General features: G+C 48.8%; 23 protein-coding genes. 14 read left to right on the top strand and 9 right to left on the bottom strand.

Annotated elements, in window-relative coordinates; genetic code table 11:
- Nucleotides 1-70: 70 nt before the first annotated feature.
- The 5 genes from HMPREF0999_RS18195 to HMPREF0999_RS18175 all read right to left on the bottom strand — a co-directional run bounded on the left by HMPREF0999_RS18195 (nt 71) and on the right by HMPREF0999_RS18175 (nt 7,200).
- On the bottom strand, nt 71-1,513 hold the full coding sequence (locus tag HMPREF0999_RS18195) for an efflux transporter outer membrane subunit (RefSeq protein ID WP_009276569.1): 1,443 nt from the start codon (nt 1,511-1,513) through the stop codon (nt 71-73).
- Nucleotides 1,503-4,661 carry an efflux RND transporter permease subunit gene (locus HMPREF0999_RS18190; RefSeq protein WP_009276568.1) on the bottom strand — a complete coding sequence of 1,053 codons (3,159 nt, stop codon included), beginning with the start codon at nt 4,659-4,661 and terminating at the stop codon, nt 1,503-1,505. The genes HMPREF0999_RS18195 and HMPREF0999_RS18190 overlap by 11 nt, the downstream gene beginning before the upstream one ends.
- Nucleotides 4,662-4,666: 5 nt before the next feature.
- The gene (locus HMPREF0999_RS18185) at nt 4,667-5,830 is read right to left on the bottom strand and encodes an efflux RND transporter periplasmic adaptor subunit (protein ID WP_005861805.1); all 1,164 of its coding nucleotides are present in this window, start codon (nt 5,828-5,830) and stop codon (nt 4,667-4,669) included.
- Nucleotides 5,831-5,920: 90 nt separating this feature from the next.
- Entirely contained in the window at nt 5,921-6,301 is a 381-nt protein-coding gene (locus HMPREF0999_RS18180) for a hypothetical protein (protein ID WP_005861803.1), read from the bottom strand.
- Between the two features lie 167 nt (nt 6,302-6,468).
- The gene (locus HMPREF0999_RS18175; protein WP_005861801.1) at nt 6,469-7,200 is read right to left on the bottom strand and encodes a copper homeostasis protein CutC; all 732 of its coding nucleotides are present in this window, start codon (nt 7,198-7,200) and stop codon (nt 6,469-6,471) included.
- Nucleotides 7,201-7,577: 377 nt separating this feature from the next.
- Here HMPREF0999_RS18175 and atpD point away from each other — a divergent pair, with 377 nt between their 5' ends.
- From atpD to thrC, 13 genes are all read left to right on the top strand, one after another.
- Nucleotides 7,578-9,095 (top strand): F0F1 ATP synthase subunit beta, encoded by a 1,518-nt coding sequence (atpD, locus tag HMPREF0999_RS18170; RefSeq protein ID WP_005861799.1) that lies wholly within the window; start codon nt 7,578-7,580, stop codon nt 9,093-9,095.
- A 5-nt stretch (nt 9,096-9,100) separates the two neighbouring features.
- Complete coding sequence (gene atpC / locus HMPREF0999_RS18165; RefSeq protein WP_005861798.1) at nt 9,101-9,334, top strand: ATP synthase F1 subunit epsilon; 234 nt, start codon at nt 9,101-9,103, stop codon at nt 9,332-9,334.
- Between the two features lie 12 nt (nt 9,335-9,346).
- The gene (locus HMPREF0999_RS18160) at nt 9,347-9,778 is read left to right on the top strand and encodes a hypothetical protein (RefSeq protein ID WP_008774073.1); all 432 of its coding nucleotides are present in this window, start codon (nt 9,347-9,349) and stop codon (nt 9,776-9,778) included.
- Complete coding sequence (gene atpB / locus HMPREF0999_RS18155; protein WP_008780815.1) at nt 9,756-10,805, top strand: F0F1 ATP synthase subunit A; 1,050 nt, start codon at nt 9,756-9,758, stop codon at nt 10,803-10,805. Before HMPREF0999_RS18160 ends, atpB begins: the two co-directional genes overlap by 23 nt.
- 62 nt (nt 10,806-10,867) lie before the next feature.
- The gene (gene atpE, locus HMPREF0999_RS18150) at nt 10,868-11,122 is read left to right on the top strand and encodes an ATP synthase F0 subunit C (protein WP_005861792.1); all 255 of its coding nucleotides are present in this window, start codon (nt 10,868-10,870) and stop codon (nt 11,120-11,122) included.
- A 14-nt stretch (nt 11,123-11,136) separates the two neighbouring features.
- Nucleotides 11,137-11,637 carry a F0F1 ATP synthase subunit B gene (atpF, locus tag HMPREF0999_RS18145; RefSeq protein WP_005861790.1) on the top strand — a complete coding sequence of 167 codons (501 nt, stop codon included), beginning with the start codon at nt 11,137-11,139 and terminating at the stop codon, nt 11,635-11,637.
- A gap of 3 nt (nt 11,638-11,640) precedes the next feature.
- Nucleotides 11,641-12,183: a F0F1 ATP synthase subunit delta gene (locus HMPREF0999_RS18140; RefSeq protein ID WP_009276567.1), complete on the top strand. Its 543-nt coding sequence runs from the start codon at nt 11,641-11,643 to the stop codon at nt 12,181-12,183.
- 12 nt (nt 12,184-12,195) lie between these two features.
- Nucleotides 12,196-13,773 carry a F0F1 ATP synthase subunit alpha gene (gene atpA, locus HMPREF0999_RS18135; RefSeq protein WP_005865921.1) on the top strand — a complete coding sequence of 526 codons (1,578 nt, stop codon included), beginning with the start codon at nt 12,196-12,198 and terminating at the stop codon, nt 13,771-13,773.
- Nucleotides 13,761-14,624 (top strand): F0F1 ATP synthase subunit gamma, encoded by an 864-nt coding sequence (locus HMPREF0999_RS18130; RefSeq protein WP_005861784.1) that lies wholly within the window; start codon nt 13,761-13,763, stop codon nt 14,622-14,624. The genes atpA and HMPREF0999_RS18130 overlap by 13 nt, the downstream gene beginning before the upstream one ends.
- Before the next feature lie 156 nt (nt 14,625-14,780).
- On the top strand, nt 14,781-15,746 hold the full coding sequence (locus tag HMPREF0999_RS18125) for a DMT family transporter (protein ID WP_005861782.1): 966 nt from the start codon (nt 14,781-14,783) through the stop codon (nt 15,744-15,746).
- A 282-nt stretch (nt 15,747-16,028) separates the two neighbouring features.
- Nucleotides 16,029-18,470: a bifunctional aspartate kinase/homoserine dehydrogenase I gene (gene thrA, locus HMPREF0999_RS18120; protein WP_005861780.1), complete on the top strand. Its 2,442-nt coding sequence runs from the start codon at nt 16,029-16,031 to the stop codon at nt 18,468-18,470.
- Between the two features lie 2 nt (nt 18,471-18,472).
- The gene (locus tag HMPREF0999_RS18115) at nt 18,473-19,681 is read left to right on the top strand and encodes a cofactor-independent phosphoglycerate mutase (protein WP_009276566.1); all 1,209 of its coding nucleotides are present in this window, start codon (nt 18,473-18,475) and stop codon (nt 19,679-19,681) included.
- Between the two features lie 3 nt (nt 19,682-19,684).
- Nucleotides 19,685-20,998 (top strand): threonine synthase, encoded by a 1,314-nt coding sequence (thrC, locus tag HMPREF0999_RS18110; RefSeq protein WP_009276565.1) that lies wholly within the window; start codon nt 19,685-19,687, stop codon nt 20,996-20,998.
- 1,100 nt (nt 20,999-22,098) lie between these two features.
- Here the strand turns inward: thrC and HMPREF0999_RS18105 are convergent.
- Both HMPREF0999_RS18105 and HMPREF0999_RS18100 read right to left on the bottom strand, forming a co-directional pair.
- The gene (locus tag HMPREF0999_RS18105; protein ID WP_009276564.1) at nt 22,099-22,539 is read right to left on the bottom strand and encodes a DUF695 domain-containing protein; all 441 of its coding nucleotides are present in this window, start codon (nt 22,537-22,539) and stop codon (nt 22,099-22,101) included.
- A gap of 118 nt (nt 22,540-22,657) precedes the next feature.
- Nucleotides 22,658-23,140: a ferritin gene (locus HMPREF0999_RS18100; RefSeq protein WP_005861772.1), complete on the bottom strand. Its 483-nt coding sequence runs from the start codon at nt 23,138-23,140 to the stop codon at nt 22,658-22,660.
- Nucleotides 23,141-23,297: 157 nt separating this feature from the next.
- Between HMPREF0999_RS18100 and HMPREF0999_RS18095 the strand changes: the two genes are divergently transcribed.
- Nucleotides 23,298-23,801, top strand: coding sequence for a methylated-DNA--[protein]-cysteine S-methyltransferase (locus HMPREF0999_RS18095; RefSeq protein ID WP_008780811.1), 504 nt, complete (start codon nt 23,298-23,300; stop codon nt 23,799-23,801).
- A 45-nt stretch (nt 23,802-23,846) separates the two neighbouring features.
- Here HMPREF0999_RS18095 and HMPREF0999_RS18090 read toward each other — a convergent pair whose 3' ends face one another.
- Nucleotides 23,847-25,127 carry a DUF2262 domain-containing protein gene (locus tag HMPREF0999_RS18090; protein WP_009276563.1) on the bottom strand — a complete coding sequence of 427 codons (1,281 nt, stop codon included), beginning with the start codon at nt 25,125-25,127 and terminating at the stop codon, nt 23,847-23,849.
- 380 nt (nt 25,128-25,507) lie between these two features.
- Nucleotides 25,508-26,455, bottom strand: coding sequence for a bile acid:sodium symporter (locus HMPREF0999_RS18085; protein ID WP_009276562.1), 948 nt, complete (start codon nt 26,453-26,455; stop codon nt 25,508-25,510).
- Nucleotides 26,456-26,560: the final 105 nt, after the last annotated feature.

The following is a 26,560-nucleotide window of genomic DNA, read 5'->3' as shown; positions in this document are numbered from 1 at the left end:
TACTGCAACCGGCGTGCAGTAACACTGCAATGCGGGTTGCAGTACAATAACAATAGCGTCACGATAAAAATCAACAACCGCCTCCCAACGCCCGGTATAGCAATATCTTCTTCCGGCATAAATCGGTGACGATATCGATATGCTCCAGCTCGCTATCCAGATAACGCTCCTCGGCGGAAAGAACCTCCAAGAAACCGGTATAGCTTAATTGGAACATCTCGCCGGCATTCACCACGGAACGTTGGTGGGCAAGGGATTCTTTCTCTTTCAAGCGGATACGCTCCGTTTGGGTCTGGCTGGCGCAATAGAGATCGAGCACCTCGGTGTAAGCGTTCAAAGCGGTCTCGTGGTATTGGGATAAAGCGATACGCTGGGAAGCCTTCGCCTCGTTCCACATCGAACGGATCTCATTGCGGCGGAAGATAGGCGCCGTGATACCCGCCGCCAAGTCGTACACCAAAGAGGCCGGCGAATGAAACCACTTACCCACATCAAACGCATTGAAACCGCCACTGGCGCCAAGCACCAACGAGGGATAGAAAGCTGCCTTCGCCGCTATCACATCCGCCTTGGAGGCGATCAGCTCCATCTCGGCGGAACGTACATCCGGACGCAACGTCAAGAGGTTCGCCGGAATCCCTTCCGACAAGGGAACCGGCAACTTACGCAACTCATCGAATCCCATCCGGCGAATCTCGAAAGGGAAAACACCCAACAGGCAGGCGATCGCTCGCTCCTTCTCACCGATCAACTGATCGTTTTCCAGCAACTTACTCTCGATCGACAGCACACGGGCATAAAACTGATCGACCGCCAACTGCGTCTCCGCCCCTTCCTTCTTCAACTGGCGGGTCAGCTCATGGGAACGACGGGCACTGGCCAGCGCGTTCCGCAACACCTCCTTACGCCGGTCCAAGCCGATCAACTCATAATATTGAATCGCCAAATCGGAGATCAACATCGACTGGGCAAAACGGGTAGCCTCCACGGAAGCCATCCAGCGAGCGGCGGCGGCCTGCTTCTTCCGGGTCAGTTTGCCCCAGATATCCGCTTCCCATTGAAAGCTCAAGCTCAAGCCGAAATCCCGGTAAGGGTCCGGTATATGCTTATCTTTTGGCAAAGAAGGCACGTTCGTCTCGCTATTCCCCACACCATCCATCGTATATTCACCGAAACGGTTCACGGAGGCTCCGATGTTCAAATTCACGTCCGGCAGCAAAAGCCCTTTCGCCCGCTGCAAGGCCGCGCGGCTCATGGCGATGCGCTCCATGCTCTGCCGGAAGGAATGGTTATTGCGTAAAGCCACATCCACATAGCCTCGCAATAAGGTATCTTGGAAAAAGACATCCCACGACAGCGGTTTCACGAACGTAGTGTCGTTCATTCCCATCTCGCCGGATTCCGGAAGCGAGATCCGCTCGTCCATCGATAGCTCGGGAGTCTTACAACCGGCCAAAGCAATCAGAGCCAAGGCGCAGCCTATCATTATATATCTCATCTTATCAATACACATACTCGTCTTCTTTAATTTGCTCTTTCTCTTTTCTCTTTTTAAAATAAGTAGCCAGCGACTCGAAGATCACGTAAAGCCCCGGGATCAAGAAGATACCGACAAACGTACCGATCAACATACCTCCGGCCGCCGCCGTACCGATCGAACGATTACCCAAGGCACCGGCTCCCGAGGCGATCGTCAACGGGATCAAGCCGCTGATAAAAGCGAAGGAGGTCATTAGGATCGGGCGCAAACGACTGGTAGCCCCTTGAATAGCGGCCCCCATCACGCTGATACCTTCCTTACGGCACTGGTTCGCCACCTCGATAATCAAGATCGCGTTCTTTCCCAGCAAACCGATCAACATCACCAACGCCACCTGCGCGTAGATGTTATTCTCCAGCCCTACCACGTACAGCAAGAAGAACGAGCCGAACACACCCGCCGGAAGCGACAGGATGACCGGAAGCGGAAGCAATAAGCTCTCGTATTGGGCGGCAAGCAACAGATAGACGAATGCCAAACAAATAGCGAAAATCACCAATGTTTGCCCACCGGACTCATTCTCCTCCTTCGCCACACCGGACCATTCGGTATCGTAACCACGGGGCAATACCTCGGAAGCGATCTCCTCGACAGCAGCCAAAGCCTCACCCGAGCTGACACCCGGGGCGGCCTCGCCGGTAATCATGGCCGAGGTAAACAGGTTGTAACGGGTAATCTGGCTCGGGCCATACACACGCTCCATCGTCATGAAGTTGGAGTAAGGCACCATATTCCCCTCCTTATTCTTAGCATACAGGCTGAACAAATCCTCCGGATTCATACGATACTCCGGCGCCGCTTGCAACATGACCTTGTACATCTGGCCGAAACGGACGAAGTTGGAGGAATAGAAACTACCTACATAGGATTGCAAGGTTTCCATGGACTCGTTCACGTTGATGCCTAGCTTAGCCGCCTTCGCCAAATCCACCCGGAGCAGATATTGCGGGAAATTCGGGTTGAAGCCGGAAGTGACACCGGTCAGGCGAGGATCAGCGTTCAGCTTCGCCACGAAGTTCTTGGCGACCTCATCCAGCTCGGCGAACGTACCGGCGGTCTTATCTTGCAGACGAAGCTCGAAGCCACTCGCGTTACCGAATCCCGGAACCGTAGGCGGTAGGAAGAACTGGATGTCCGCATCCTTGATATGGGCGACACGATCGGCGTACACGCTCATCAACTCCGCCGCTGTCTGCTCCCGTTGATCCCAAGGGGTCAGGTTAATCATACCCATACCGAAGCTGGCACCCTCCGTCTCGGTCATCAAGCTATAGCCGGCCAAGGTAGAGATCGTCTCCACCTCTTCCAACGGCAACAAAGCCGCTTGCACCTTGTTCAAGGCCGCTTCCGAACGCTCCAAGGTAGCTCCGGGAGGCGCATCTACGTTCACATAGATCATACCTTGGTCCTCGTTCGGGATAAAGCCGGAAGGCAACACGAACGTCATGCCCCACGTGGCCAGACAGAAAAGGATCAAGGTTGCGTACGTCAGCATCCGACGGTTCAAGAACCATCTTAAATTCAAGCGATAACGACGCTCCAAGAAATCATAACGGCGGTTAAAGCCCTCGAAGAAACGAGTCAGAAGGCCCTTCTTCGCCTTTTTCGAATGAGATACCGGCTTCAGTAACAAGGCGCAAAGAGCCGGAGACAACGTCAAGGCGTTCACGCCGGAGATCACGATCGCCACAGCAAGCGTCAATGAGAACTGGCGATAGAAGATACCCACCGTACCATCCATGAAACCGACCGGGATAAACACGGCGGACATCACCAGCGTAATAGCGATAATCGCCCCTCCGATCTCACCGATCGCCTTTTTCGTCGCCTTCAACGGGGGCAGCTTCTCGTTGTGCATCTTCACGTGGACCGCCTCTACCACCACGATCGCGTTATCCACCACGATACCGATAGCAAGCACCAAGGCGAACAAAGTCAGCATATTGATCGAGAAACCCAGCATCTGCATAAAGAAGAACGTACCGATCAACGATACCGGAACGGCGATAGCGGGTATCAACGTAGACCGGAAATCCTGCAAGAAAAGATACACCACGATAAATACCAAGATAAACGCCTCCAGCAAGGTCTTGAGCACGACCGATATGGAAGCGTCCAAGAAACGGGATACGTCGTACGAGATATTATATTCCATACCCGGGGCAAACGTCGTTTCCTTCAATTCCTCCATCTTCGCCTTGATCTGCTGGATCACCTCACGGGCGTTCGAGCCCGGACGCTGCTTGATCATGATAGAGGCCGAGGGCTTTCCGTCCGTCATGGAGATCATATTATAATCCTCGGAATCAAACTCGATCGTAGCCACGTCTTTCAGGCGAAGCACGGAACCGTCCGGCAGGGCTTTCAAGACGATCTCGCCATATTCCTCCGGCGTGCTGAACTTACCGCTATACTGCAAGACGTATTGCAATTGCTGCGGGATCTTGTCGGAGCTGATACCCGTCTTACCCGGCGCCGCCTCGATATTCTGCGAGCGGATCGCCTCCGTAACCTCTTGCGGCGACATATTATAAGCCGCCAACCGGTTCGGGTTCAGCCATACACGCATCGCATAGTCGCGGCTACCCATGATCTCCACGAATCCCACGCCATCGATGCGCTTCAACTCACGCAAGATATTGATATCGGCAAAGTTATATACGAATTTCTCCGTATGGGTACTATCCGAGCTCATGATGTTCAGGTACATCAACATACTGTTTACCTCCTTCTCCGTAATCACGCCGGCACGGATCACCTCTTCCGGAAGCTCATCCAGCACGGTGGTCACACGGTTCTGCACATTCACGGAAGCTACGTCCGGGTCGGTACCGACCTTGAAATAGATCGTAGTCAAGGACATACCGTCGTTCGTACAAACAGAGGTCATATAGGTCATTCCGGGCACGCCGTTGATAGCACGCTCCAGCGGGGTCGCCACCGTTTTCGCCATCACGTCGGCGTTCGCTCCGGTATAACGGGCGGTAACGGTAACGGATGGGGGCACGATATCCGGGAATTGGGTGATCGGCAAGGAGTTGATCGCCAGCAATCCCAAGAAGACAATTACCACCGATATCACGCCCGATAAGATAGGGCGTCTGATAAATATTTCAAACATAGGGCTTACTTATTATTCTCGATTTCATTAGACGATTCCAATTGGCGACGGATCGTGGCTCCATCTACCATATCGGGATTGATAGTCATGCCGTCTGTGATCATCTGAACACCCTCGTAGACGATGACGGTCTGGTCCGGCAAATCCTGTGTTACGTAATAAGAACCGTGGCGGGCCAACGGCTCGAAGCTACGCACGCTCACCTTTCCATCTTCCGCTACCGTATATACATAGGTAAAATCCTGTATCTCGAAAGTGGATTGCTGGGGAACCAAGACCACGTTCTCCATCTTGGTCAGCATCCGGATCTTACCGGATACGCCATGTCGCAGCAAACGTTCCGGGTTCGCAAAACGGGCACGGAAAGCGATCGATCCGGTACCCCGCTCAAAGTCGCCCTCCACGGTCTCTACCTTCCCTTTATACCGATAGGTGGATTGGTCGGAAAGGATCAGCTCCAGATTATTATACTCCGGCTGGTCGATACCGCTCAACTGCGTCCGTTTATATTCCAGATACTCCTTCTCGTTGATCTTGAAATAGGCGAACATATCCGATACGTCCGTCAAGGAGGTCAATAAGCTGCTCGGCGTAACCAAACTTCCCACCTTAAAGGGGATGCGGTCCACGTATCCCTCGAAAGGAGCCGTGATCGTCGTGTACGAGAAATTAGTCTCCGCACGTTGCAAACGGGATTTGGCCTGTTGCACCTGCAAGCGTGCCACGTCCGCCTCGGCCATCGCCTGCTCCAGACGAATCGGCGAGATGATATCTTTCTCCACCAAACGCTTGATGCGGTCTACCTCTACCTCCGCCATCTTCAACTCGGCTTGGGCCTGTTTGTGATTGGCTTGCGCCTCTTTCACCTCCTCGTACAATTCCGCCGAGGAAAGCTTGAAAAGCACCTGCCCTTTCTTCACGTGCTCGCCCTCATCTACAAGGACGGCCTCCACGAACCCTTCCACTTTCGGTTTCACCTCTACGAACTGTACGGCTTGTACATCCGCTACATAGGACTGCGGCACCTCGATCGTGGTCGTGGTTAACCGCATCACCGGCGTATGATCTTTCTTCCCGGACTTTTTCTCCCGGTTTTGGCTACAAGATACCCATACACAAGCCGTTAAGCATAGTAAGGGTAAATAGTTAGAAAACAATTTTATCCTCATAAAACTTATAGATTTATAATTATTTGAATACGACGAAAAGCACATAGGCGAATCACCCCATGCGCGACAATAAGAAACAGGTAAGTTCTACTAAATCAGATAGGAACAGAACCAAACGAAATTCTGTGCTTTGTGTAGGTTATAAAATAAAGGAAGCTTGGCGCATTGCCGTAGTTCCAAGGAATGAATTAATTCATGTAAATCCAGAATCGTAAACAAGTCCCATATCAAATCGATCTCCAAGGCTCGGATTTGCACTTGCTCCTGACGTACCGTTCGCAAGGAGGCGTTATCGTCAAAATCCAACAACACATCGGGTGCCTCTTTATCGACTATTTCCATCGAGGTAGTGGTAATATTCTCCGGAAAGAAATCGCTTCCAATGGAATAAAACTGTAACAGCACCAACATGATCATAAGCATGATACGCTGGTGAAACCCAAAACGATTATTCACTGTTACATTTAGCATCTTTTATCTAATGGAGGCGCAAAGATAAACAATCTTTTTGGGAAGAAAAAACATTTCACCCGCATACGAGTATTGGTATCGCCCCACGCCGGTATAGGCATGAGGCGATGCCGGTATAGGCGTAGGGCTACACCAATACCGACACAGGCTCACGCCTATACCAGCACTTAAATATATGCTTTTACCTTCTCCCGATCCGTTTGCACCGTCTCGAATTCGGAGGACACGATACTGCTTCCCATCGGGACATTCTCATTGCGGTATTCCATTTTACTATATACGATACTTCGGGCGGACGTATGAAACTCTTTCGCTCCTGTCTCCGCCTCTATTTTCCCGATATTATTCTCACGTACGCCACATCCCGGCATGATGATGATCCGTCCGTCCGCACGTTTCACCAGCTCGGCGATCAAGGGGATTCCTTTCACGGCATCCGATTGCTGGCCGGAGGTCAAGATACGGTCGCATCCCAACTCGATTAGCTGCTCCAACGCAGTGAATGGGTCCCGGCAAACATCGAAAGCACGATGACAAGTTACGGACAGAGGTTTTGCCGCCTCGATCAAGCGCCGCATCAAGGGTACATCGATATCCCCGTCTTTCGTAAGACAGCCGAAAACGACGCCATGCACTTTTAGCTCCTTGCACAGTTCTATATCCAATAGCATGGATTGTACCTCGGCTTCCGTATACAAGAAATCACCGCCTCTCGGACGGATAATCACATTGATATCGATCTTGGAAGTCAGAGCCTTCGCCGTCTTGATCTCTCCATAACTAGGTGTAGTTCCCCCTTCGGGTATCCCGGCGCAAAGCTCTACACGGGTAGCGCCTCCCGCCTCCGCCTCCACACAGCTCTGGGCGGAGTTCGCGCATATCTCAATAATTCGTTTCATGTTTATTTAGTATTGTTGACGTACAAAATTACATAAATATCACCACTTGCTCAACAGAACCACAAATAACTATCCGATACCATTAAAAACACCTCTATTATGGATTAACAAAATAAAACAGAACTGTCACCTTTACTATCAAAAAGGCAGCAAATTCGTATCTCCTTATCTATCTATGCCTTAGAAATTTGACTATAGCTTTCTGATTCGTCCAAATAAGAAACAAATTGGTCTATTTCGGAACTACAGCTAAATAGTTTAATGTTTAACTAATCTCAAAAAGACACAAAAAGTTCTATTTTCAAGGATCGAAACGCCATAAAACGTAATATTGCAACGACATTTTAATAGGTTAAGATAAATAACAAATAGGCTTTATGGGAGAAATAAAAGGCTATATCTCACAGGTTATCGGCCCGGTAGTGGATATCCACTTTGATTATGGGACAGAAGAAACAGTAACCCTCCCCCGTATCCACGACGCCATGGAGATTTCCCGCCCAAACGGAAAGATCTTGATCGTCGAAGTTCAGCAACACATCGGGGAAAACACCGTCCGTACCGTAGCGATGGATACGACCGACGGATTGAGACGAGGCATGGAGGCCGTGTCATACGGAATGCCCATCACCATGCCGACCGGCGACCAAGTCAAAGGACGTTTAATGAATGTCACCGGCGACCCTATCGATGGCATGGCCCAGCTTACTAAAGACGGGGCTCTTCCCATCCATCGTGAGCCTCCTAAATTCGAGGATCTGACAACGACCCAAGAGGTCTTGTACACGGGTATTAAAGTAATCGATTTATTGGAACCTTACGCCAAAGGAGGCAAGATCGGACTTTTCGGAGGAGCCGGAGTCGGCAAAACGGTATTGATCATGGAATTGATCAACAACATCGCAAAGAAAAACAACGGATTCTCCGTCTTCGCCGGTGTGGGTGAACGTACACGTGAAGGAAATGACCTATTGCGTGAAATGATCCAATCCGGTGTCATCCGATACGGCGAGGAGTTTAAGAAGAGTATGGAGGCAGGCAACTGGGACTTGTCGAAGATCGATTACGATGAATTGGCTAAGTCGCAGGCGACCTTGGTATTCGGGCAGATGAACGAACCGCCGGGCGCCCGCTCGTCCGTGGCCTTATCCGGTTTGACGATCGCCGAATCCTTCCGTGACAAAGCCTCTGAGGGAGAAAGAAAAGATATATTATTCTTCATCGATAATATCTTCCGTTTCACCCAAGCCGGTTCCGAGGTTTCCGCCTTGCTGGGGCGTATGCCTTCCGCCGTAGGTTACCAACCGACATTGGCCACGGAAATGGGAGCTATGCAAGAGCGTATCACTTCAACCAAGAAGGGCTCCATCACCTCCGTACAGGCGGTGTATGTTCCTGCCGATGACTTGACAGACCCAGCTCCGGCGACTACCTTTACGCACTTGGACGCAACAACCGTCCTCAGCCGCAAGATCACGGAACTCGGTATCTATCCGGCCGTAGACCCGCTGGAATCCACCTCCCGCATCCTTGATCCGCTGATCGTAGGCAAGGAGCATTACGACACAGCGCAACGGGTAAAACAAATCCTGCAACGGAACAAGGAACTTCAAGATATCATATCCATCCTCGGTATGGAAGAACTTTCCGACGAGGACAGGCTAACGGTCAACCGGGCCCGCCGTGTACAACGTTTTCTGTCCCAGCCCTTCTCCGTGGCAGAACAATTCACTGGCGTACCCGGTGTCATGGTCTCTATAGAGGATACGATCCGGGGATTCAAGATGATCATGGACGGGGAAACGGATGACATACCCGAACAGGCATTCTTAAACGTAGGAACCATCGAGGATGTCTTGGAGAAGGCCAAGCAGCTGAAAGAACAAGCAAATTAATCGATATGAAACTGGAAATTGTATCACCGGACGGCATTCTTTTCGAAGGCGAGACCGAATCTGTCTCATTCCCGGGAGTTGCCGGTTCATTCGATATCTTGCCTCATCACGCCCCATTGATAGCAGCGTTGAAGGCGGGTACGATCCGGTTCGAGGCAAACGGCAAAAGACAAGAACAAACGATACAAAGCGGATTCGTAGAGGTAAAAGACGACATCCTATCCGTTTGCGTCGAATAAAAACATACGACAATGAATGGCAGATTAAAAATGAGGTTAATGGGTTTGATCACGTTTATCAACGTGGCAATAGGCGTTTCATTGGGTGGTTTATTATATACCATCTGGCCGGAACACTATTTCTCGTGGTATCCGTCCATTCCCTTCTTTTACTGGGTCATGGCCATGGCGATGACTTTCTTCCTAGACCGGGTAAAAAGGAAAAACGGAGATGTGACCGTAACCATGTACATGCTAGTCCGGTTGTGTAAGTTCACGCTCGCTTTCGTCTTCTTATGGATGTACGCAGCGTTTGTCGGGCAACAATTAAAGACATTTGGTTTCACGTTGATGTTATTCTATTTCATTTACCTCGGACTGGAGACTTACATTTTATATCTGTTTGAAAAGAAAAGAATGAAAAGAGAGAAAAGGGAAAAGGATGATGAGTACAATCAAAGATAACAAATACATATGGATCGCTTTCTGGATGTGGCTCAGCTTTCTCACTCCGGCAAAAGCGGCGTCCGGCGAGATAGACGTGCAGGATATCGTCTTCTCCCACATTCAAGACGCCTATACATGGCATATCACGGAATGGAACGGACAAGAGATTGCGATTCCCCTGCCTATCTTGGTAAAAAGCGAGGAAAGAGGATGGGATTTATTCCTGTCATCCCATCTACATCATGGCCGGACGCATCACAATTATTATATCGCCGGGGAAGGTGAGCATGCGGGAAAGGTTGTTGAGAAGAACAGTGCAGGAGAAGAGGTTCGCCCGATGGATTTCTCATTGACCAAGAATGTTTGCGGACTGTTCCTCAGTTGCGGCCTCTTGCTTTTCATCGTTCTCCGGACCGCCCATTGGTATAAAAAGCACCCGAACGAGGCGCCGGGCGGATTTATCGGATTGATGGAAATGGCCATCTCCTACATACAAGACGGGGTGATCAAAGAGGCGATCGGAAAAGAATATAAGCCGTTCTCGTCCTATTTGCTGACGGTATTTTTCTTTATCTTGATCAATAACCTGATCGGGATCATACCGGTTTTCCCGGGAGGCGCTAATATTACGGGAAATATAGCGGTAACAGGCGTATTGGCACTTTGTACGTTTATAGCGGTCAACCTGTTCGCCACGAAAGTGTATTGGAAAGAGATTTTTTGGCCCAAAGCGCCGATCTACTTGAAACTGCCCTTGCCGATCATGCCGTTCGTGGAGTTCTTCGGGGTATTCACCAAGCCGTTCGCGTTGATGATCCGTCTGTTCGCCAACATCATGGCGGGCCATACGATTATCTTGGCGCTAACCTGTTTGATATTCATAACGGTAACGATGGGAGTAGCCGTGAATTTCGGTATGACGATCGTATCCGTCTTGTTCTGTGCGTTCATGAACTGTCTGGAATTGTTAGTGGCTTGCTTGCAAGCTTATATTTTCACCCTGCTGTCGGCCAACTATATCGGATTGGCCAAGGTAAGGGAATAAATCCAAAGAAATTAAGGTATTAGAATTATATTATTAAGGTTACTAATTTAAAATTAAACACTATGTTATCGACTATTTTATTACAAGCGGCAGCCGGGATGGGCGTAGCGAAGATGGGAGCCACTATAGGAGCGGGATTCGCCGCCATAGGTGCAGGTATCGGAATCGGATTGATCGGTAAAGGTGCCGTTGAAGCTATTGGACGCCAGCCGTCGGCCGCAGGAGAGATCCGTACCTCGATGTTGATTATGGGAGCGTTGGTAGAAGGTGTGGCATTGTTCGCTATTGTCGTATGTTTCTTAGCGTTGTTCCAATAAAAAAGTAACAAACTATGTCTTTATTAACACCGGATTCAGGGCTTCTATTCTGGATGATCGTTTCATTCGGGATTGTCTTCGTGATCCTTTCCAAATACGGTTTTCCCGTGATCGTCAAGGCAATCGAACAACGGAAAGCTTACATTGACAATTCCTTAGAGACGGCACGTCAGGCGAATGAGCGACTTGCCCATATCCAAGCCGAGGGCGAGAAGATGCTAGCCGAGGCCAAGGAAAAGCAAAACGCCGTCCTGAAGGAAGCCTTTGCCGAAAAGGAGCGGATCATCGAGGAGGCACGGAAAAAGGCTGTCTCCGAGGCACATCTGCAGATAGAGGAGGCTACCCGGCGTATCCGCGAAGAAAAAGAGAAAGCTATTCGCGAAGTCCGCTCGGAGATAGCGGATCTGTCTATCGCTATCGCAGAGAAAGTAATGAAAGAGAAAATCGGCCGGGATAAGGAACAACAACAGATGATCGACCGGCTGCTGGATGAGGTATCGTTTAGTAAATCGTAAGGTATGGATATAGGAACTATTTCTTCCCGGTATGCCAAAGCGCTTTTCTCCCTAGCGAAAGACAAGGAACAGGAAAGCCGGGTATATGATGATATGAAGATGTTGGCGGACAGCTTCTCGATGGAGCCGGAGCTTAGGGGCGCCTTGAGCAACCCGATCGTTTCCGTACCGGAGAAAGTGAAATTGCTTACGGCGGCGGGGGGTATCGAGGTCTGCGAGCTATATACACGTTTTATCAATCTGGTATTAGCCCATAAACGGGAGACACTACTGCCCTTCATCGCATACATTTATATCCATTTGTACCGGAAAGAAAAAAAGATTACCCGGGTACGATTCGACACAGCCGTAACGGTAGACGATGCGGTCAAGTCTCACCTGCAAGACAAGCTACGGAAAGAGACGGGATGCACGATCGAGTTCTCCGGCCACGTGGAACCGGAACTAATCGGGGGCTTCCGCCTACGCATCGGCAATTACCGGATAGACGCTAGCTATGCGACGCAACTACGGGATATCCGTACCGGGCTACTCGAAAACAGATAAAAAAGAAGAAGTATGACAGAACAGATAAAAGTGAGTGAAGTCTCCTCCATCCTACGCCAGCAATTGGAAGGAATCCATACCAGCATCAAGCTGGAGGAGGTCGGGACCGTATTGCAGGTGAGTGACGGCGTGGCCCGCATCTACGGGTTGGATAACGCGGAGGCGAACGAGTTGCTTCAATTCGATAACGGGATGGAAGCGATCGTGATGAACCTAGAGGAAGATAACGTTGGCGCCGTCCTTTTAGGTCCGACCGACCGAATCAAGGAGGGCGACACCGTAAAACGCACAGGCCGTATCGCCTCTATCGATGTCAGCGAGGGGATGATCGGGCGTGTGATCGATCCGTTGGGAAACCCGATCGACGGGAAAGGCGAGATCCTTGGCGAGACTTGCGAGATGCCGCTTGAGCGCAAGGCTCCGGGCGTGATCTTCCGTCAGCCGGTAAACGAGCCTTTGCAAACCGGAATCAAGGCCGTAGACGCTATGATCCCCATCGGAAGGGGACAACGTGAGTTGATCATCGGCGACCGGCAGACGGGAAAGACCTCGATCGCTATCGATACCATCATCAACCAACGTAGCAACTACGAGGCAGGGAACCCGGTTTACTGTATTTACGTGGCGATCGGGCAAAAGGGTTCCACGGTAGCGGCCTTGGTGAACACCTTGCAAGAGAAAGGCGCCATGGACTATACGATTGTCGTAAGCGCAACCGCCTCCGACCCGGCGGCCATGCAATATTTCGCCCCGTTCGCCGGAGCGGCCATCGGAGAGTACTTCCGGGATAGCGGACGACACGCCTTGGTGGTCTACGACGATCTGTCCAAGCAAGCGGTCGCCTACCGTGAGGTTTCCTTAATCCTTCGCCGTCCTTCCGGGCGTGAGGCGTACCCGGGTGATATCTTTTACCTGCACTCCCGCCTATTGGAACGTGCCGCCAAGATCATTAACCAGCCGGAGGTAGCCCGTGAGATGAACGATCTCCCCGAGAGCATGAGAGACAAGGTGAAAGGCGGTGGCTCCTTGACCGCTTTACCGATCATCGAGACTCAGGCGGGAGACGTATCGGCTTATATCCCGACCAACGTGATCTCTATCACCGACGGACAGATATTTCTTGAGACCGATTTATTCAACCAAGGGAACCGCCCGGCTATCAACGTCGGAATCTCTGTTTCCCGTGTAGGCGGTAACGCACAATTAAAGGCGATGAAAAAGGTAGCGGGTACCTTGAAAATCGATCAGGCTCAGTTCCGTGAATTGGAATCATTCTCCAAGTTCGGAGGCGAGATGGATGCCGTCACCGCTTTCACGATCGATAAAGGGCAGAAGAATACCCAGTTACTGATACAGCCTCAATATAGCCCGATGCCGGTGGAAGAGCAAATCTCGATCCTTTATTGCGGAACGCAAGGTCTGCTGAAAGAGGTTCCATTGGACAAGGTGCATGAGTTCGAGGCAAGGTTCTTGCAAGAATTACGGACCTCTCATCAACGGGACGTACTGGATGTCTTAAAGACCGGCGTTATCAATGATGAGATACGAGGCATATTGGAAAAAACAGCGAAGGAGCTATGGGTTCATTGAAAGAAATAAAAGTCCGGATCGCCTCTATACGGAGTACGCAGAAGATCACCGCCGCCATGAAAATGGTATCGTCGGCCAAGTTTCATCATGCCCAGACGCAAACCGAGCACACACTTACATATGCTAATAAACTATCCGCTATCTTAAACGGTCTTCTTTCGGCGGAATGCGACCTAGACTCACCTTACACCGAACAGCGTAAGGTGAGCAAGGTGGCTATCGCCGTATTCGCCTCGAGCACGGGGTTATGCGGGACATTCAATGCCAATATATGGAAAGAGTTATCCGCCACGATCCAGACTTATAAGAACCAGCAAATAGAGGTACGCCTCTACCCTATCGGCAAGAAAATAGCGGATGAGCTTCATAAAGCGGGTTATAGCTTCGACACTGATTTCATCACGATCGGCGAAAAACCGTCTTATGAAAGCGCCGTATCCTTGGCGAACCGTCTCATGGAGCTGTTCGTCACAGGTAAAGCAGACCGGGTGGAATTACTGTATCACCATTTCAAGAACATGGCGACACAAGTCGTAACCCACAAGACGTATCTTCCCCTTTCCCTCTCGGATACGGAAGCGGCGGAAACGGCCACCGACTACATCCTTGAGCCCTCGGCGGAAGAGTTGCGTAACCGGCTTTTCCCGAAATTGCTGAACCTAACCATCTATACGATCCTACTCGACACCTCAACCGCCGAGCACGCCGCCCGTATGATGGCCATGCAGACCGCCAACGACAACGCAAACGATTTAATCCAACAATTAACTTTGCAATATAATAAAACCCGCCAGCAGGCCATCACCAACGAATTGCTGGATATCATGGGAGGAGCGGCCGTTTCATCGTAATAAAAACGGGATGCTTCCTTGGCTAAACAGACAATGATCCGTATGTAAAACACTTTACTAACGGATCATTTCTTATTTACAAAAAAAAGTAAGACCTTTGCTCACCAAAACATAAGCCTGTATACATTTATATTATACCAATCTAGGATCGTACTTATGATGAATCAAGAAAAGCTAAAAGGGCATCTCCTTATTTTAGCGGCCAACATCCTGTTCGCCATTAATATGCCCGTATCCAAATATCTACTCCCCGAGCATGTGCAACCCGAGGCGCTGACCAGTATGCGGATGAGCTTCGCTTGCGTGATGTTCTGGATCACCTCCCTATTCGTTCCCTATGAGAAAGTGCCGTTGAAGGACTTGGGACTTCTATGCCTTTGCGCCCTTTGCGGAGTAGGCTTGAACCAAGGGCTGTTTATCTGGGGATTGAATACCACGTCGCCGGTAGACGCTTCCATCATAGCGACCGCCGTCCCCATCTTTGTCATGATCTTGGCGGCCCTGATCCTAAAGGAACCGATCACACGGATGAAAACGTTCGGGGTACTGCTTGGCATATGCGGGGCGATCTCCTTGATACTACAATCCACGCAAGGTTCCAATCAAGCGAGCAGTCTAGGGGGAAACCTGTTGATTACGGTTAGCGGATTCATGTACTCGATCTATTTGGTAGTATCCAAGCCACTAACACTCAAGTACTCATCCGTCACGATGATGAAATGGATGTTCCTGTTCTCCACGCTGATTACCCTGCCTTTCGCTATCGAATCCATCTGGAATACCCCGGCTTTCCACAAAGAGGTCTTCGACGGCCAAGAGTTGGGAGCCATCTTCTTCGTGTTATTCGGGGCCACGTTCGTACCCTATTTATTAATACCGCTGGCCTTGAAGCGAATCCGCCCGACTACCGTCAGCATGTACAATTATATCCAACCGATCGTAGCTTCCTTTATCGCCGTATTCATCGGTCAGGATAGTTTTAGCGTAACGAAACTAGTATCGGCCGCACTTGTTTTCTCCGGCGTCTATTTAGTGACCCAAAGCAAGAGCCGGGCGGACCTTGAACAACAAAATAGTCAATCTTTTAGCAAAAACGCTTGCAATATGAAAAATAATGCGTAATATTGCCCCCATAATATAAAAGAATAAGTAGCATACAAAATCAATGATGAGTGTAGAGTCCTCATATTATACATGGGCATTGATGACCCCTTGGGGGGTTAGAATCTATTAATAAGCATTCGCGTAGACCACGTCACGCTATGTCGCAATCTCGTATTGCATCCTTTTTTATTTCTTCTTTTACATAAATAAGTTTAATCAATCGGTCATCGTGGGTCGCTAATCATGAAAAAGCCTTTTCTTGATTGTCAATCCTCGATGAACCATTAAAAATACATATCGATGAAAGTATTAAAATTCGGCGGAACATCCGTAGGTTCCGTGAATAGTATCTTAAGTGTAAAGAAAATAGTAGAGGCTATCGAAGAGCCCGTAATCGTGGTTGTCTCCGCTTTAGGGGGCATCACCGATAAATTGCTGGCCACTTCTACCATGGCTTCTAAAGGCGACCTTGCCTACGAGAAAGAATTATCGGAGATCATCGCCCGCCATCTGGACGTGATCGAGGGAGTGATCGAGGACAAGGAGGTACGCATGGATGTCCAGAAGAAAGTGATGGCTTTACTGGATGAATTGAGCAATATTTTCAAAGGTGTTTATTTGATTAACGATTTATCCGCCAAGACATCCGATACGATCGTAAGCTATGGCGAGCGCCTATCTTCCCTGATCGTCTCGAACGTGATCAAGGACGCTAAGTTGTTCGACTCACGCAAATATATCAAGACAGTCAAGCAATTCAACAAGCATATCGTGGATTTCGACTTGACCAACAAGCTCATAAAAGAGACCTTCTCGCCGCTGCCCAAGGTTTCCTTGGTGCCCGGATTCATCTCTTCCAGCACGGAAACCGGAGAGGTTACGAACCTCGGACGAGGGGGATCGGATTATACCGCCTCCATCTTGGCGACCGCCTTAGACGCTAACACCTTGGAGATCTGGACAGACGTGGATGGTTTCATGACTGCCGATCCCCGTGTGATCAGCTCCGCCTACGTAATCGACCGGCTTACTTTCACGGAGGCGATGGAGTTGTGTAACTTCGGGGCGAAAGTAATCTATCCGCCGACGATCTATCCGGTTTATCATAAGAATATCCCGATCCGTATCTTGAATACCTTCAACCCGACCGCTCCCGGAACCTATATCTCGAAAGAGCGGGTGAAAGAGGAAGGCAAGGCCATCATCAAGGGTATCTCCTCCATCAACGATACCTGTTTGATCACGGTACAAGGTTTAGGTATGGTGGGCGTGATCGGCGTGAACTACCGGATCTTTAAGACGCTCGCCAAGAATGGCATCAGCGTATTTATGGTATCGCAGGCCAGCTCCGAGAACAACACGACTTTCGCCGTACGTAACGCCGACGCTGATTTGGCCGTACAAGTATTGAACGACGAGTTCGCCTTGGAACGTGCGCAGGGTGATATGAACGATACCGTAGCGGAGAAAGATCTGGCTACCGTCGCTATTGTAGGCGAGAACATGAAACGTACCCCGGGTATCGCCGGGAAGCTGTTCGGTACGCTGGGACGTGCGGGCATCAGCGTGATCGCTTGCGCCCAAGGCGCTTCCGAGACGAATATCTCTTTCGTTATCAAGCATAAATACCTTCGCAAGGCGTTGAACTCCATTCATGACTCTTTTTTCCTATCCGAATATAAGGTATTGAACCTTTTCATCGCCGGTGTAGGAACCGTAGGCGGCAATTTATTGGAACAGATACGCATCCAGCAACCGAAACTGATGCGGCAAAACGGTTTGAAGCTGAATGTCGTAGGTATCTCAAACTCCAAGAAAGCCCTTTTATGCCGGGAAGGGATCAACCTCGACAATTATCTGGAGGAGCTGAAGGAGAACGGGGAAGAGAGTAACCCGGAGCATCTGTGCGAGGAGATCGTAAAGATGAATATCTTCAACTCCGTATTCGTGGATTGCACGGCAAGCCCGGACGTAGCGGCTCTTTACGAGACGTTGATGAACAATAACGTGTCCGTCGTGGCAGCTAACAAAGAAGCGGCCTCCTCCTCCTACGATAATTATACCAAGCTAAAGGAGACCGCCCGCCACCGGGACATCAAGTTCTTGTTCGAGACGAACGTAGGCGCCGGCCTCCCGATTATCAATACGATGAACGACTTGATCAATAGCGGCGACCATATATTGAAACTGGAGGCCGTACTTTCCGGTACGCTGAATTATATCTTTAATACGATCAGCGCCGATATCCCTTTCAGCGAGGCGATCCACATGGCAAAGGAAGCCGGATACGCCGAGCCGGACCCGCGTATCGACCTTAGCGGCAAAGACGTAATCCGTAAGCTGGTAATCTTGGCGCGTGAGGCCGGTTATCCGGTGGAGCAAGCCGACGTAAAACGGAACCTGTTCATCCCGGAAAAGTACTTCGAGGGTTCCCTTGAGGACTTCTGGAAGAATATCAAGGATACAGATGCCGGTTTCGAGGAGAAACGCCAGCTACTGGAAGCGGAAGGCAAACGCTTCCGTTTCGTGGCGAAGATGGAGAACGGCGCTTGCGAGGTAGGCCTACAAGCCGTAGACAGCCACCATCCGTTCTATGAACTGGAGGGCAGCAACAATATCATCATGATCTCCACCGAGAGATATCATGAATATCCAATGATCATCAAGGGATATGGTGCCGGGGCCGACGTGACGGCCGCAGGCGTATTCGCCGACATCATATCCATCGCAAATATTCGATAGGTATGAAGCACATTATCATTTTAGGCGATGGAATGGCCGACGAGCCGATAGAGGCTCTGGGAGGCAAGACTCCGATGCAATACGCCAAGACGCCTTATATGGATAAATTGGCGGAACTGGGAGTAACCGGGCAGATGAAAACCGTAGCGGATGGTTTCCATCCCGGTAGCGAGGTCGCGAACATGGCGGTATTAGGCTATGACCTGCCCTCCGTATACGAGGGACGGGGTGTATTGGAAGCCGCCAGCATAGGCGTCGCCCTGCAGCCCGGCGAGATGGCGATGCGTTGTAACTTAATCTGCGTAGAAGGCGACATCTTGAAGAATCACTCTTCCGACCATATCTCCACGGAGGAAGCGGACGAGTTGATCCAATGCCTGAACGAGCGATTAGGTTCCGACCGTGTTAAGTTCTATACAGGTGTCTCCTACCGCCACCTATTGGTAATCAAAGGAGGCGATAAGCGTCTGGATTGCACGCCACCACACGACGTACCCCTCCATCCTTTCCGGCCTTTAATGATAAAACCGGAAGTTTCGGAAGCACGAGAGACCGCCGATTTATTAAACGAATTAATCCTCAAGTCCCAAGAGATCTTAAAGGATCACCCGGTGAACCTCAAACGTATGGCAGCGGGGAAAGATCCGGCGAACAGTATCTGGCCTTGGTCTCCGGGCTACCGTCCGGCCATGCGAACGATGCGGGAGATGTACGGCTTCGGAAAAGGCTCCGTGATCTCCGCCGTCGATCTCATCCGGGGAATCGGCGTTTACGCCGGCCTCGAGGTGCTTCACGTAGAGGGAGCTACCGGATTATACGACACGAACTACGAGGGAAAAGCGCACGCCGCCCTTGAGGCCCTCAAGACAAACGACTTCGTCTACCTGCATATCGAGGCAAGCGACGAGGCCGGGCATGAAGGAGACGTAGACTTAAAGATCAAGACGATAGAGTATCTGGACGACCGTGCCGTACGTATCATCTACGAGGAAACGCAAAAATGGGACGAGCCGGTAGCGATCGCTATCCTTCCGGACCACCCCACTCCTTGCTCCATACGTACGCATACGAATACCCCGGTTCCATTCCTGATTTACAAGCCGGGCGAGCAACCCGACTCCGTTACCACATTTGATGAGTTCTCCGTATCAAACGGCAAATATGGCATACTGGAAAAAGATCAATTTATAAAAGAATTTCTAAACGATTAGAGCATGAAATATTACAGCACAAACAAACAAGCCCCTGTAGCCAGCCTAGAAGAGGCCGTCGTAAAAGGTCTGGCCGGCGATAAGGGATTATATATGCCCGAGTATATCGACTCCTTGGACGAGGAGGTGATAGCCAACATGAAGAACCAGTCCTTCCACGAGATCGCCTGCACGGTAGCTCAGATGTTCTTCGGGGAAGACATAGAACCGGAGGTATTGGACGGTATCGTAAAAGATACGCTCTCCTTCGAGACCCCGGTGGTACCCGTAAAGGATAATATCTATAGCTTGGAGTTATTTCACGGGCCTACATTGGCCTTTAAGGATGTAGGAGGGCGCTTCATGGCTCGTCTGCTCGGTTATTTCATAAAGAAAGAGGGATTGAAGCAAGTAAACGTATTAGTAGCGACTTCCGGCGATACGGGAAGCGCCGTCGCCAACGGATTCCTAGGTGTCCCGGGCATTCACGTGTATGTGCTTTATCCCAAGGGAAAGGTCAGCCCGATCCAAGAATGCCAGTTCACGACATTAGGACAGAACATCACGGCATTGGAGATAGACGGCACGTTCGACGATTGCCAAGCGCTGGTTAAATCCGCCTTTATGGACGAGGAATTAAAACGTCATATGAAACTGACCTCGGCGAACTCCATCAACGTAGCCCGTTTCTTGCCCCAATCGTTCTACTATTTCAACGCTTACGCTCAGCTGGACAAGCTGGGAAAAGCGGACGAGCTGGTTGTTTGCGTGCCGAGCGGTAATTTCGGAAACATCACCGCCGGATTGTTCGCCTATTGGATGGGGCTTCCTATTAAACGTTTCGTAGCGGCAAACAACCGTAACGACGTATTCTTGGAATACCTGAATACAGGAACTTATACACCCCGCCCATCAGTCGCCACCCTAGCGAACGCCATGGATGTAGGCGATCCGAGTAATTTCGCCCGTATCATCGACCTATTCAGCGCATTCAATGATCCCCATAAAGAAATATGCGCACTGATCTCCGGACATCGCTATATGGACGAGGAAATCGCCTCTACGATGCGAGCCGTCTATAAAGAGACGGGATATATCCTCGACCCGCACGGAGCCTGTGGCTACCAAGGATTACTAGACAGCGACCTAAGCGAGACCGAGACAGGTCTATTCCTCGAGACCGCCCATCCCGCCAAATTCAAAGGAACGGTCGATAAGATATTGGAGGCAGATATCGAGATCCCGGCGAAACTGAAAGCCTTCATGGAAGGAACCAAGCAAAGCATCGAGCTGGCAAAAGACTTCGAGGGATTCAAATCTTTCTTGATGAGCCGGTAAAAAGAAGAATAGTTTTCGTAAGTGATAAGGGGAGGTGTGGCAAATATCGATAATATCAATTTGCCACACCTTCCATTTTATATCACCTAGGACATACAAAACAGGCGAGAATTTCAAAAAGAAATTCCGTAGGCAAGCTATCGCCTATTGGCACAAGTCTACCACCAATAAATAGTGAGCTACCTATATTTTCACGAACGAGATAGCTCTTTTCTTTATTTAACTAAATTATAACCAAGCTTTTCTTCCGAAAAGTCATGTTGTTAAATTCGATTAATTATAAGCCAAATGTATAATTATTGGAGAAATAGAGTTTTTATAGGATCAGTCGATAATTGATGGGGATAATTATTTTCATCTATTTAAAATCTCTACCTTTGCTCTATGGAAACGAATCAACTTTATACATTAGCTCAGATAGTACTACCAAGTGCAGTTCTTACGTATTTTAATATCGTCAACATAGAAAGCACATCCACCGAGATTTTCATCCATCTTGATGAAAAGATGAGTGACAGTCTTAATATACATTAACCGTCTCTCCCCCGATGGTTATCGGGAAATGGCAGAGGAACTATAGATACAAGTGGCCCATTTGTCTTTTTGACAACTTGTAATCTGAAGTCCCGGAGAATCGATTATTCCGTACCTAAGTGCGTCTCGCTTCCAAATTCGAGAGAAAAAAACAGCAATTCTCTGTTTGATAGTTGTTTGCTGAAAAACGGCCTTTCGTTCCAGCCGAAATAATTCACCCTAGTTCATGTTTTACGGCCGTAAGGCGGTAATAATGCCCAACGCTACCGCATGCGAGGGCCGATGCCTATATATGTGTAGGCTTACGCCACTATATGTGTAGCTTGACGCGACTATATGTGTGGGTTGACACTGCTATATGTGTGAGTTGATACAGCCATATGTGTAGGTTGATACGTATATATTCGTTAAAAAGCGACGCTTATCATGTTAAAAAGCGGAGGTGGCAGCTTGTTCGCACTCCCCGTTTACGCCCGTTGGCTTTTATAGCCAGAGAGCCGTGTCGTGAAAAAGAAGGTATTTCAATCAAAAAGATACCTTTCACGCCAAACTCGAAGCACAGGATCTCAATCCACCGCCCACTCTTTCATCTCATACATATCCTTATATTCTTCCCAATCTGGATCCATCTCGGTATAAATAGAGATGGGCAGTAATTCGAAAGGAGCCAAGGCCTCATTCAAGCGTTCGCCGAATACACGCACGGTACGTGTGTAAAACACCCAGACCTTCTCTCCTCCTCCGGTATAGACACCCGTCAGGATAGCCAGCTTGTCTTTCTTTTCCATCGCCTTACGAAGCGCTTCCTCCACGGCCTCCATTTTCTCGCCAAGGTCATCGCTAGGAAGGCCTCTCCCATCTCCCTCGTATTTCCAAGTGATCTCGATACGTTCCTTGAACTTACCGGATTCGGTAAACTCATTCAACTCGTCCCGCCCGTAAACGGTAATCATTTGCCCTGACTCGTTTTCCGAGAGAGCCGTAAACCATACATCGCTTAATCTCATATTTATATTTTCTATTTATCTATAAGTATTCCTTACTGACTTTACCGGGTAAAAATACGACAAAAAAGGCTGCGTCCGGTGAAGATACAGCCTTTTTATATTTCTCGACGGAAATTTATTATCTCTTTCCTAATCTATGATCCATAATGGCGTAATGGCATTCCCCATAATTCTTCAATTGATCCACGATCTCTTTAGCCGTAGATTCTTCCTCTACTTGCTCGCGTACGAACCAGAACAAGAAATCACGGGAAGCATGATCCTTATCAGCCTCGGCGATATCAACCAATTTGTCGATCAACTCTGATACATAGCACTCGTGTTTGTAAACATGCTCGAATACCTCCAACGGATTTCCCCAGCCTGTCGGAACCACGTTGATCTGGCCGATCGTAATATCGCCGCCACGATCCAAGGCGTAATCGATCAACTTATGAGCATGCTCCAATTCCTCAGCCGCTTGTTTCTTCATCCAATGGGCGAAACCGTTCAACCCTGCTTTCTGGAAATACACGGACATTGACAAATACAAATTCGAAGACCACATCTCCGCATTAACTTGGGCATTGAACGCCTCTGATAAATTTCTACTTAAGATCATAATTTTATCATTGTTTAAAAATGTTGAAGTATTATCCGTTCACGAAATTTCACTATGCAAATATAAATAAAAGTAGGATTCCTTATCTCATTTCCGCCCTTAGATATTGGCTACTTTCGAAAATTTTTCTAACTTACGCCCTTATTTGATAAACATCATGCAATACACCGACAAATATCGATCTCCCTTGGGAGAAATAACCCTAGCCAGCGATGGCGACCACCTGACAGGATTATGGTTCGACGGGCAAAAATATTTTGCCGCCACTTTATCGGCGGAACACCAAGAAAGAGAACTGCCGATATTCGAGCAAGCCAAAGAGTGGCTGGATAGCTATTTCATGGGTAAGATTCCCAGCTTCACCCCTCCTATCCATCTGGAGGATACGCCTTTCCGACTTGCGGTATGGGACTTATTGAGCAAAATACCTTATGGCGAAGTCGTAACCTACAAGGAGCTCGCCGGCGAAATCGCCCGGCAAAAAGGTATCCCGAGCATGTCTACGCAAGCGATCGGAGGAGCGGTAGGCCATAACCCGATCAGTATCATCATCCCCTGCCACCGTGTCGTAGGCAGCGATGGCAGCCTAACCGGATACGCCGGAGGTATCGACAAAAAAAGGAGCCTGCTTACAATCGAACGGGCCCCAAAAGTATCGTAAAGAGACTTTACCTTGCAAATCCTTGTGGACAAACATAGAATGTAACTATCCCATTAACGTTATCTCCTTCACCTCATGGTCCTCAATATCAGCATATAGGAAGTGGCCGGCGAAAGTGTCTTCCGTGTCTTGGAAAAAAAGCTCCAGTTCGTAATGGATGGAGCCGTTTTCTTTCTCCTTGGTCTCTATATGAACAGATTGCAATTCTACTTGGAGGGCAAACTCCTCTCTGGACAATGCCGGAAGTTCACAATCTTCCCGCCATGCGTTTGCTGTCGGGAGCAATTCGTCGGCCATGCGCAATTGCCATATCGCTTCCCCTTCCTCTTCCAGCCTATTCATATAGCCACTAATAGCTTTCAGATGTTTCCGGATAAGGGATTCGTGCGGACAACGGGGCTCCAAGTTTTTACCGCATTGCTTCCTAATTAGTTTAATGGTCTCATTCAAACATTCAATCTTAGTACCGATAGAAACCGAGGGCATTTCCCAAAGTCGCTCGTATAACTCCAATCGTTTTTCAAACGAGTGAAGGGCAGACCTTGCTCCAATCTTTATATCAAGATAAGCATCATAGGCTTTAGACTCTTCCTTAGTCATATCTCGCTCAACGCCGTTTAGCTTATTCTGACCCTCATCCATGCGAGTAATGATGTCATTGGTAAATTTCACTAATTGACGTACCTGCTTGGGTGTTTTTATTTTGTTTTTCTTCGCATTTTTCTCTACGCTTTGCGCAAAGAATTGAATGGTGGCCATTGTAATTGAAATATTCGTATCCGCACGCATCAAATCATCCGGCAGTTGGACATTACGCACAAGGTCATATAATTCAATTTTATAAGGAATGAGCTGACTGATTTTTTCTTCAACGGGCAAATCCGGATTGCTCCATATCTTGGTACAGTCTTGAATGATTGCCTTAATCCTCTCGGCGTTCATGTAATCCAAATAGCGTTGCTCTAACGCCTCGTCCACCTTAGGCGGCAGGAGTTTTTTGAGAGCTTTTATCTTCTTTTTGAGTTCGTCTACGTAGGCTTGCTGTTCCGGGGGAAGCAGCTCATTCTTACCTTTTTCCGATTTCTCTTCAATGATAGGTAATTTCTCGGTCGGTGTCTCCAAGGGAGCGATGGAGATGCATAGGTCTACCTCCCTCCCCCAAATCGTCGCTTTATACTCTTCGGGTGTTTGATAGCCATGAAACCATGTCTGGAGTGTACTAAGCCAAAACTCCGTATGCATTTCCAAGGTCATTTTGGAAAGCTGGGCGATCTTATCTGTCAGATGAAATTCCCAACTATTTTCATTCGTTTGTTCCTTTTCCATAAGTATGAATAATTATTATACTGAAATAGACAACTTGATCACCTTTGAGCCAATAAGTTTTCCCCGTAAACGTATATCCTGCAATTAAGATAAATATATGATGATTATAGCTTCAAAGCGTAACGAACGCTGTTCCATGTAATTCACCACGTTTTGCCCAAATCAACAATTCATACCCCATGGGGCAATTGTTGTTATCATATTACAGAGAGTCTTTCATGAAACAACTGCTTGTTTCTCTAGGTGTTTCCGTTTTCTGCTATATAGCTTATTTCATATTTGGGATTTGCTTCAATTTACTGATAAGAGGATAGGAAAGAAAGTTAATGAGGCGGCTCCATCGTTATTTCGGTGTGCCGCCTTTTTCCGGGTCGCATTTATTATTCTAGCTCATTTTTCCTCTTTTTCCACAGCTGATAGCTATTGAAAATATTTTGCCACAGGACATAGCTTCCCGGGCCAACAGAAGACAAGGGGTTCAAATAGGTGTAAGACATCCAGATCGCTAACACGGTATTTTTTTGTCCCAAGGCTTGTCCGGCGCTAATACGGTCATTGTATTTCTTGCCGATGCGCTTTCCCCAATAAAACTGTGCGATACAGGTTATCAAGCCGCCTAAAGCGATCAGGATTTCTACATAAATCTCCGCCTCGCTATTAACCAAGGATTTCACGGTCTGCCCGGTCACGATAGCTAGAGCGACGGCCCAGAGGTAAAAGGCCATATCCCGAAGCCCCGCAAGGAAGCGATGGATAGGTGGTATGAATCTACGCAAGAACAAAGCGAGGAAAAACGGGAATAACAGCAATGGGAAGACTTTTCCCAAGATCTTCAAGAATGCGGCGAAGAAAGTAATCTCGGCATGCGGTTCCACTAATGGAAAGACCAGCGGCACGACAATCGCTGCCAATAGATTCGATAATAAGGTATAAGTAGTCAGACTAGAGGCGCTTCCCCCTAATTTACCCGTAATCACGGCCGCCGTAGCGGTTGGGCAAATCAGGCAGACCATCGCTCCCTCGAACACATCCCGGTATTCCTCTCTCATTGGCAGCCAGAGCAATAAGGCGGCAAGCACCAAACTGGAAACCGCTTGGATAAGCAATAGCCAACCATGCCAAGGGCTGGGCATCAATTCCCGGACATAGATCTTACAGAAGGTTAAGAGCAACTGCGCAAAAATCAAAAAGGGCGTCAGATACGCTATTAAAGTGTACATGAACGGCTTTGCAGGCTCCAGAAAAGTAACATTGGCGAAAACAAAATACCCTATCGCACCCGCTAACATGGAGATAGGGAGTGTCCATGTCTTGAAGAATTTCAACATAACGCCTATTCTTTTAATTCGGGATGCAAAATAACATCTTTCCACCGAAAGAGGCAAGAGAAACGGGGATTAATTAGGGATAAAGAGAGACGGGGCATGCCCCGT

The organism is Parabacteroides sp. D25, assembly GCF_000307475.1.
GTDB lineage: Bacteria > Bacteroidota > Bacteroidia > Bacteroidales > Tannerellaceae > Parabacteroides > Parabacteroides distasonis.
Note: the sequence above shows the minus strand (reverse complement) of the source record. Positions and strands in the feature narration are given on the sequence as shown.

Excerpts from the sequence above, each read along its gene's own strand:
- HMPREF0999_RS18195 (WP_009276569.1), bottom strand. The coding sequence starts at position 1,513 with ATGTGTATTGATAAGATGAGATATATAATGATAGGCTGCGCCTTGGCT.
- HMPREF0999_RS18190 (WP_009276568.1), bottom strand. The coding sequence starts at position 4,661 with ATGTTTGAAATATTTATCAGACGCCCTATCTTATCGGGCGTGATATCG.
- HMPREF0999_RS18185 (WP_005861805.1), bottom strand. The coding sequence starts at position 5,830 with ATGAGGATAAAATTGTTTTCTAACTATTTACCCTTACTATGCTTAACG.
- HMPREF0999_RS18180 (WP_005861803.1), bottom strand. The coding sequence starts at position 6,301 with ATGCTAAATGTAACAGTGAATAATCGTTTTGGGTTTCACCAGCGTATC.
- HMPREF0999_RS18175 (WP_005861801.1), bottom strand. The coding sequence starts at position 7,200 with ATGAAACGAATTATTGAGATATGCGCGAACTCCGCCCAGAGCTGTGTG.
- atpD (WP_005861799.1), top strand. The coding sequence starts at position 7,578 with ATGGGAGAAATAAAAGGCTATATCTCACAGGTTATCGGCCCGGTAGTG.
- atpC (WP_005861798.1), top strand. The coding sequence starts at position 9,101 with ATGAAACTGGAAATTGTATCACCGGACGGCATTCTTTTCGAAGGCGAG.
- HMPREF0999_RS18160 (WP_008774073.1), top strand. The coding sequence starts at position 9,347 with ATGAATGGCAGATTAAAAATGAGGTTAATGGGTTTGATCACGTTTATC.
- atpB (WP_008780815.1), top strand. The coding sequence starts at position 9,756 with ATGATGAGTACAATCAAAGATAACAAATACATATGGATCGCTTTCTGG.
- atpE (WP_005861792.1), top strand. The coding sequence starts at position 10,868 with ATGTTATCGACTATTTTATTACAAGCGGCAGCCGGGATGGGCGTAGCG.
- atpF (WP_005861790.1), top strand. The coding sequence starts at position 11,137 with ATGTCTTTATTAACACCGGATTCAGGGCTTCTATTCTGGATGATCGTT.
- HMPREF0999_RS18140 (WP_009276567.1), top strand. The coding sequence starts at position 11,641 with ATGGATATAGGAACTATTTCTTCCCGGTATGCCAAAGCGCTTTTCTCC.
- atpA (WP_005865921.1), top strand. The coding sequence starts at position 12,196 with ATGACAGAACAGATAAAAGTGAGTGAAGTCTCCTCCATCCTACGCCAG.
- HMPREF0999_RS18130 (WP_005861784.1), top strand. The coding sequence starts at position 13,761 with ATGGGTTCATTGAAAGAAATAAAAGTCCGGATCGCCTCTATACGGAGT.
- HMPREF0999_RS18125 (WP_005861782.1), top strand. The coding sequence starts at position 14,781 with ATGATGAATCAAGAAAAGCTAAAAGGGCATCTCCTTATTTTAGCGGCC.
- thrA (WP_005861780.1), top strand. The coding sequence starts at position 16,029 with ATGAAAGTATTAAAATTCGGCGGAACATCCGTAGGTTCCGTGAATAGT.
- HMPREF0999_RS18115 (WP_009276566.1), top strand. The coding sequence starts at position 18,473 with ATGAAGCACATTATCATTTTAGGCGATGGAATGGCCGACGAGCCGATA.
- thrC (WP_009276565.1), top strand. The coding sequence starts at position 19,685 with ATGAAATATTACAGCACAAACAAACAAGCCCCTGTAGCCAGCCTAGAA.
- HMPREF0999_RS18105 (WP_009276564.1), bottom strand. The coding sequence starts at position 22,539 with ATGAGATTAAGCGATGTATGGTTTACGGCTCTCTCGGAAAACGAGTCA.
- HMPREF0999_RS18100 (WP_005861772.1), bottom strand. The coding sequence starts at position 23,140 with ATGATCTTAAGTAGAAATTTATCAGAGGCGTTCAATGCCCAAGTTAAT.
- HMPREF0999_RS18095 (WP_008780811.1), top strand. The coding sequence starts at position 23,298 with ATGCAATACACCGACAAATATCGATCTCCCTTGGGAGAAATAACCCTA.
- HMPREF0999_RS18090 (WP_009276563.1), bottom strand. The coding sequence starts at position 25,127 with ATGGAAAAGGAACAAACGAATGAAAATAGTTGGGAATTTCATCTGACA.
- HMPREF0999_RS18085 (WP_009276562.1), bottom strand. The coding sequence starts at position 26,455 with ATGTTGAAATTCTTCAAGACATGGACACTCCCTATCTCCATGTTAGCG.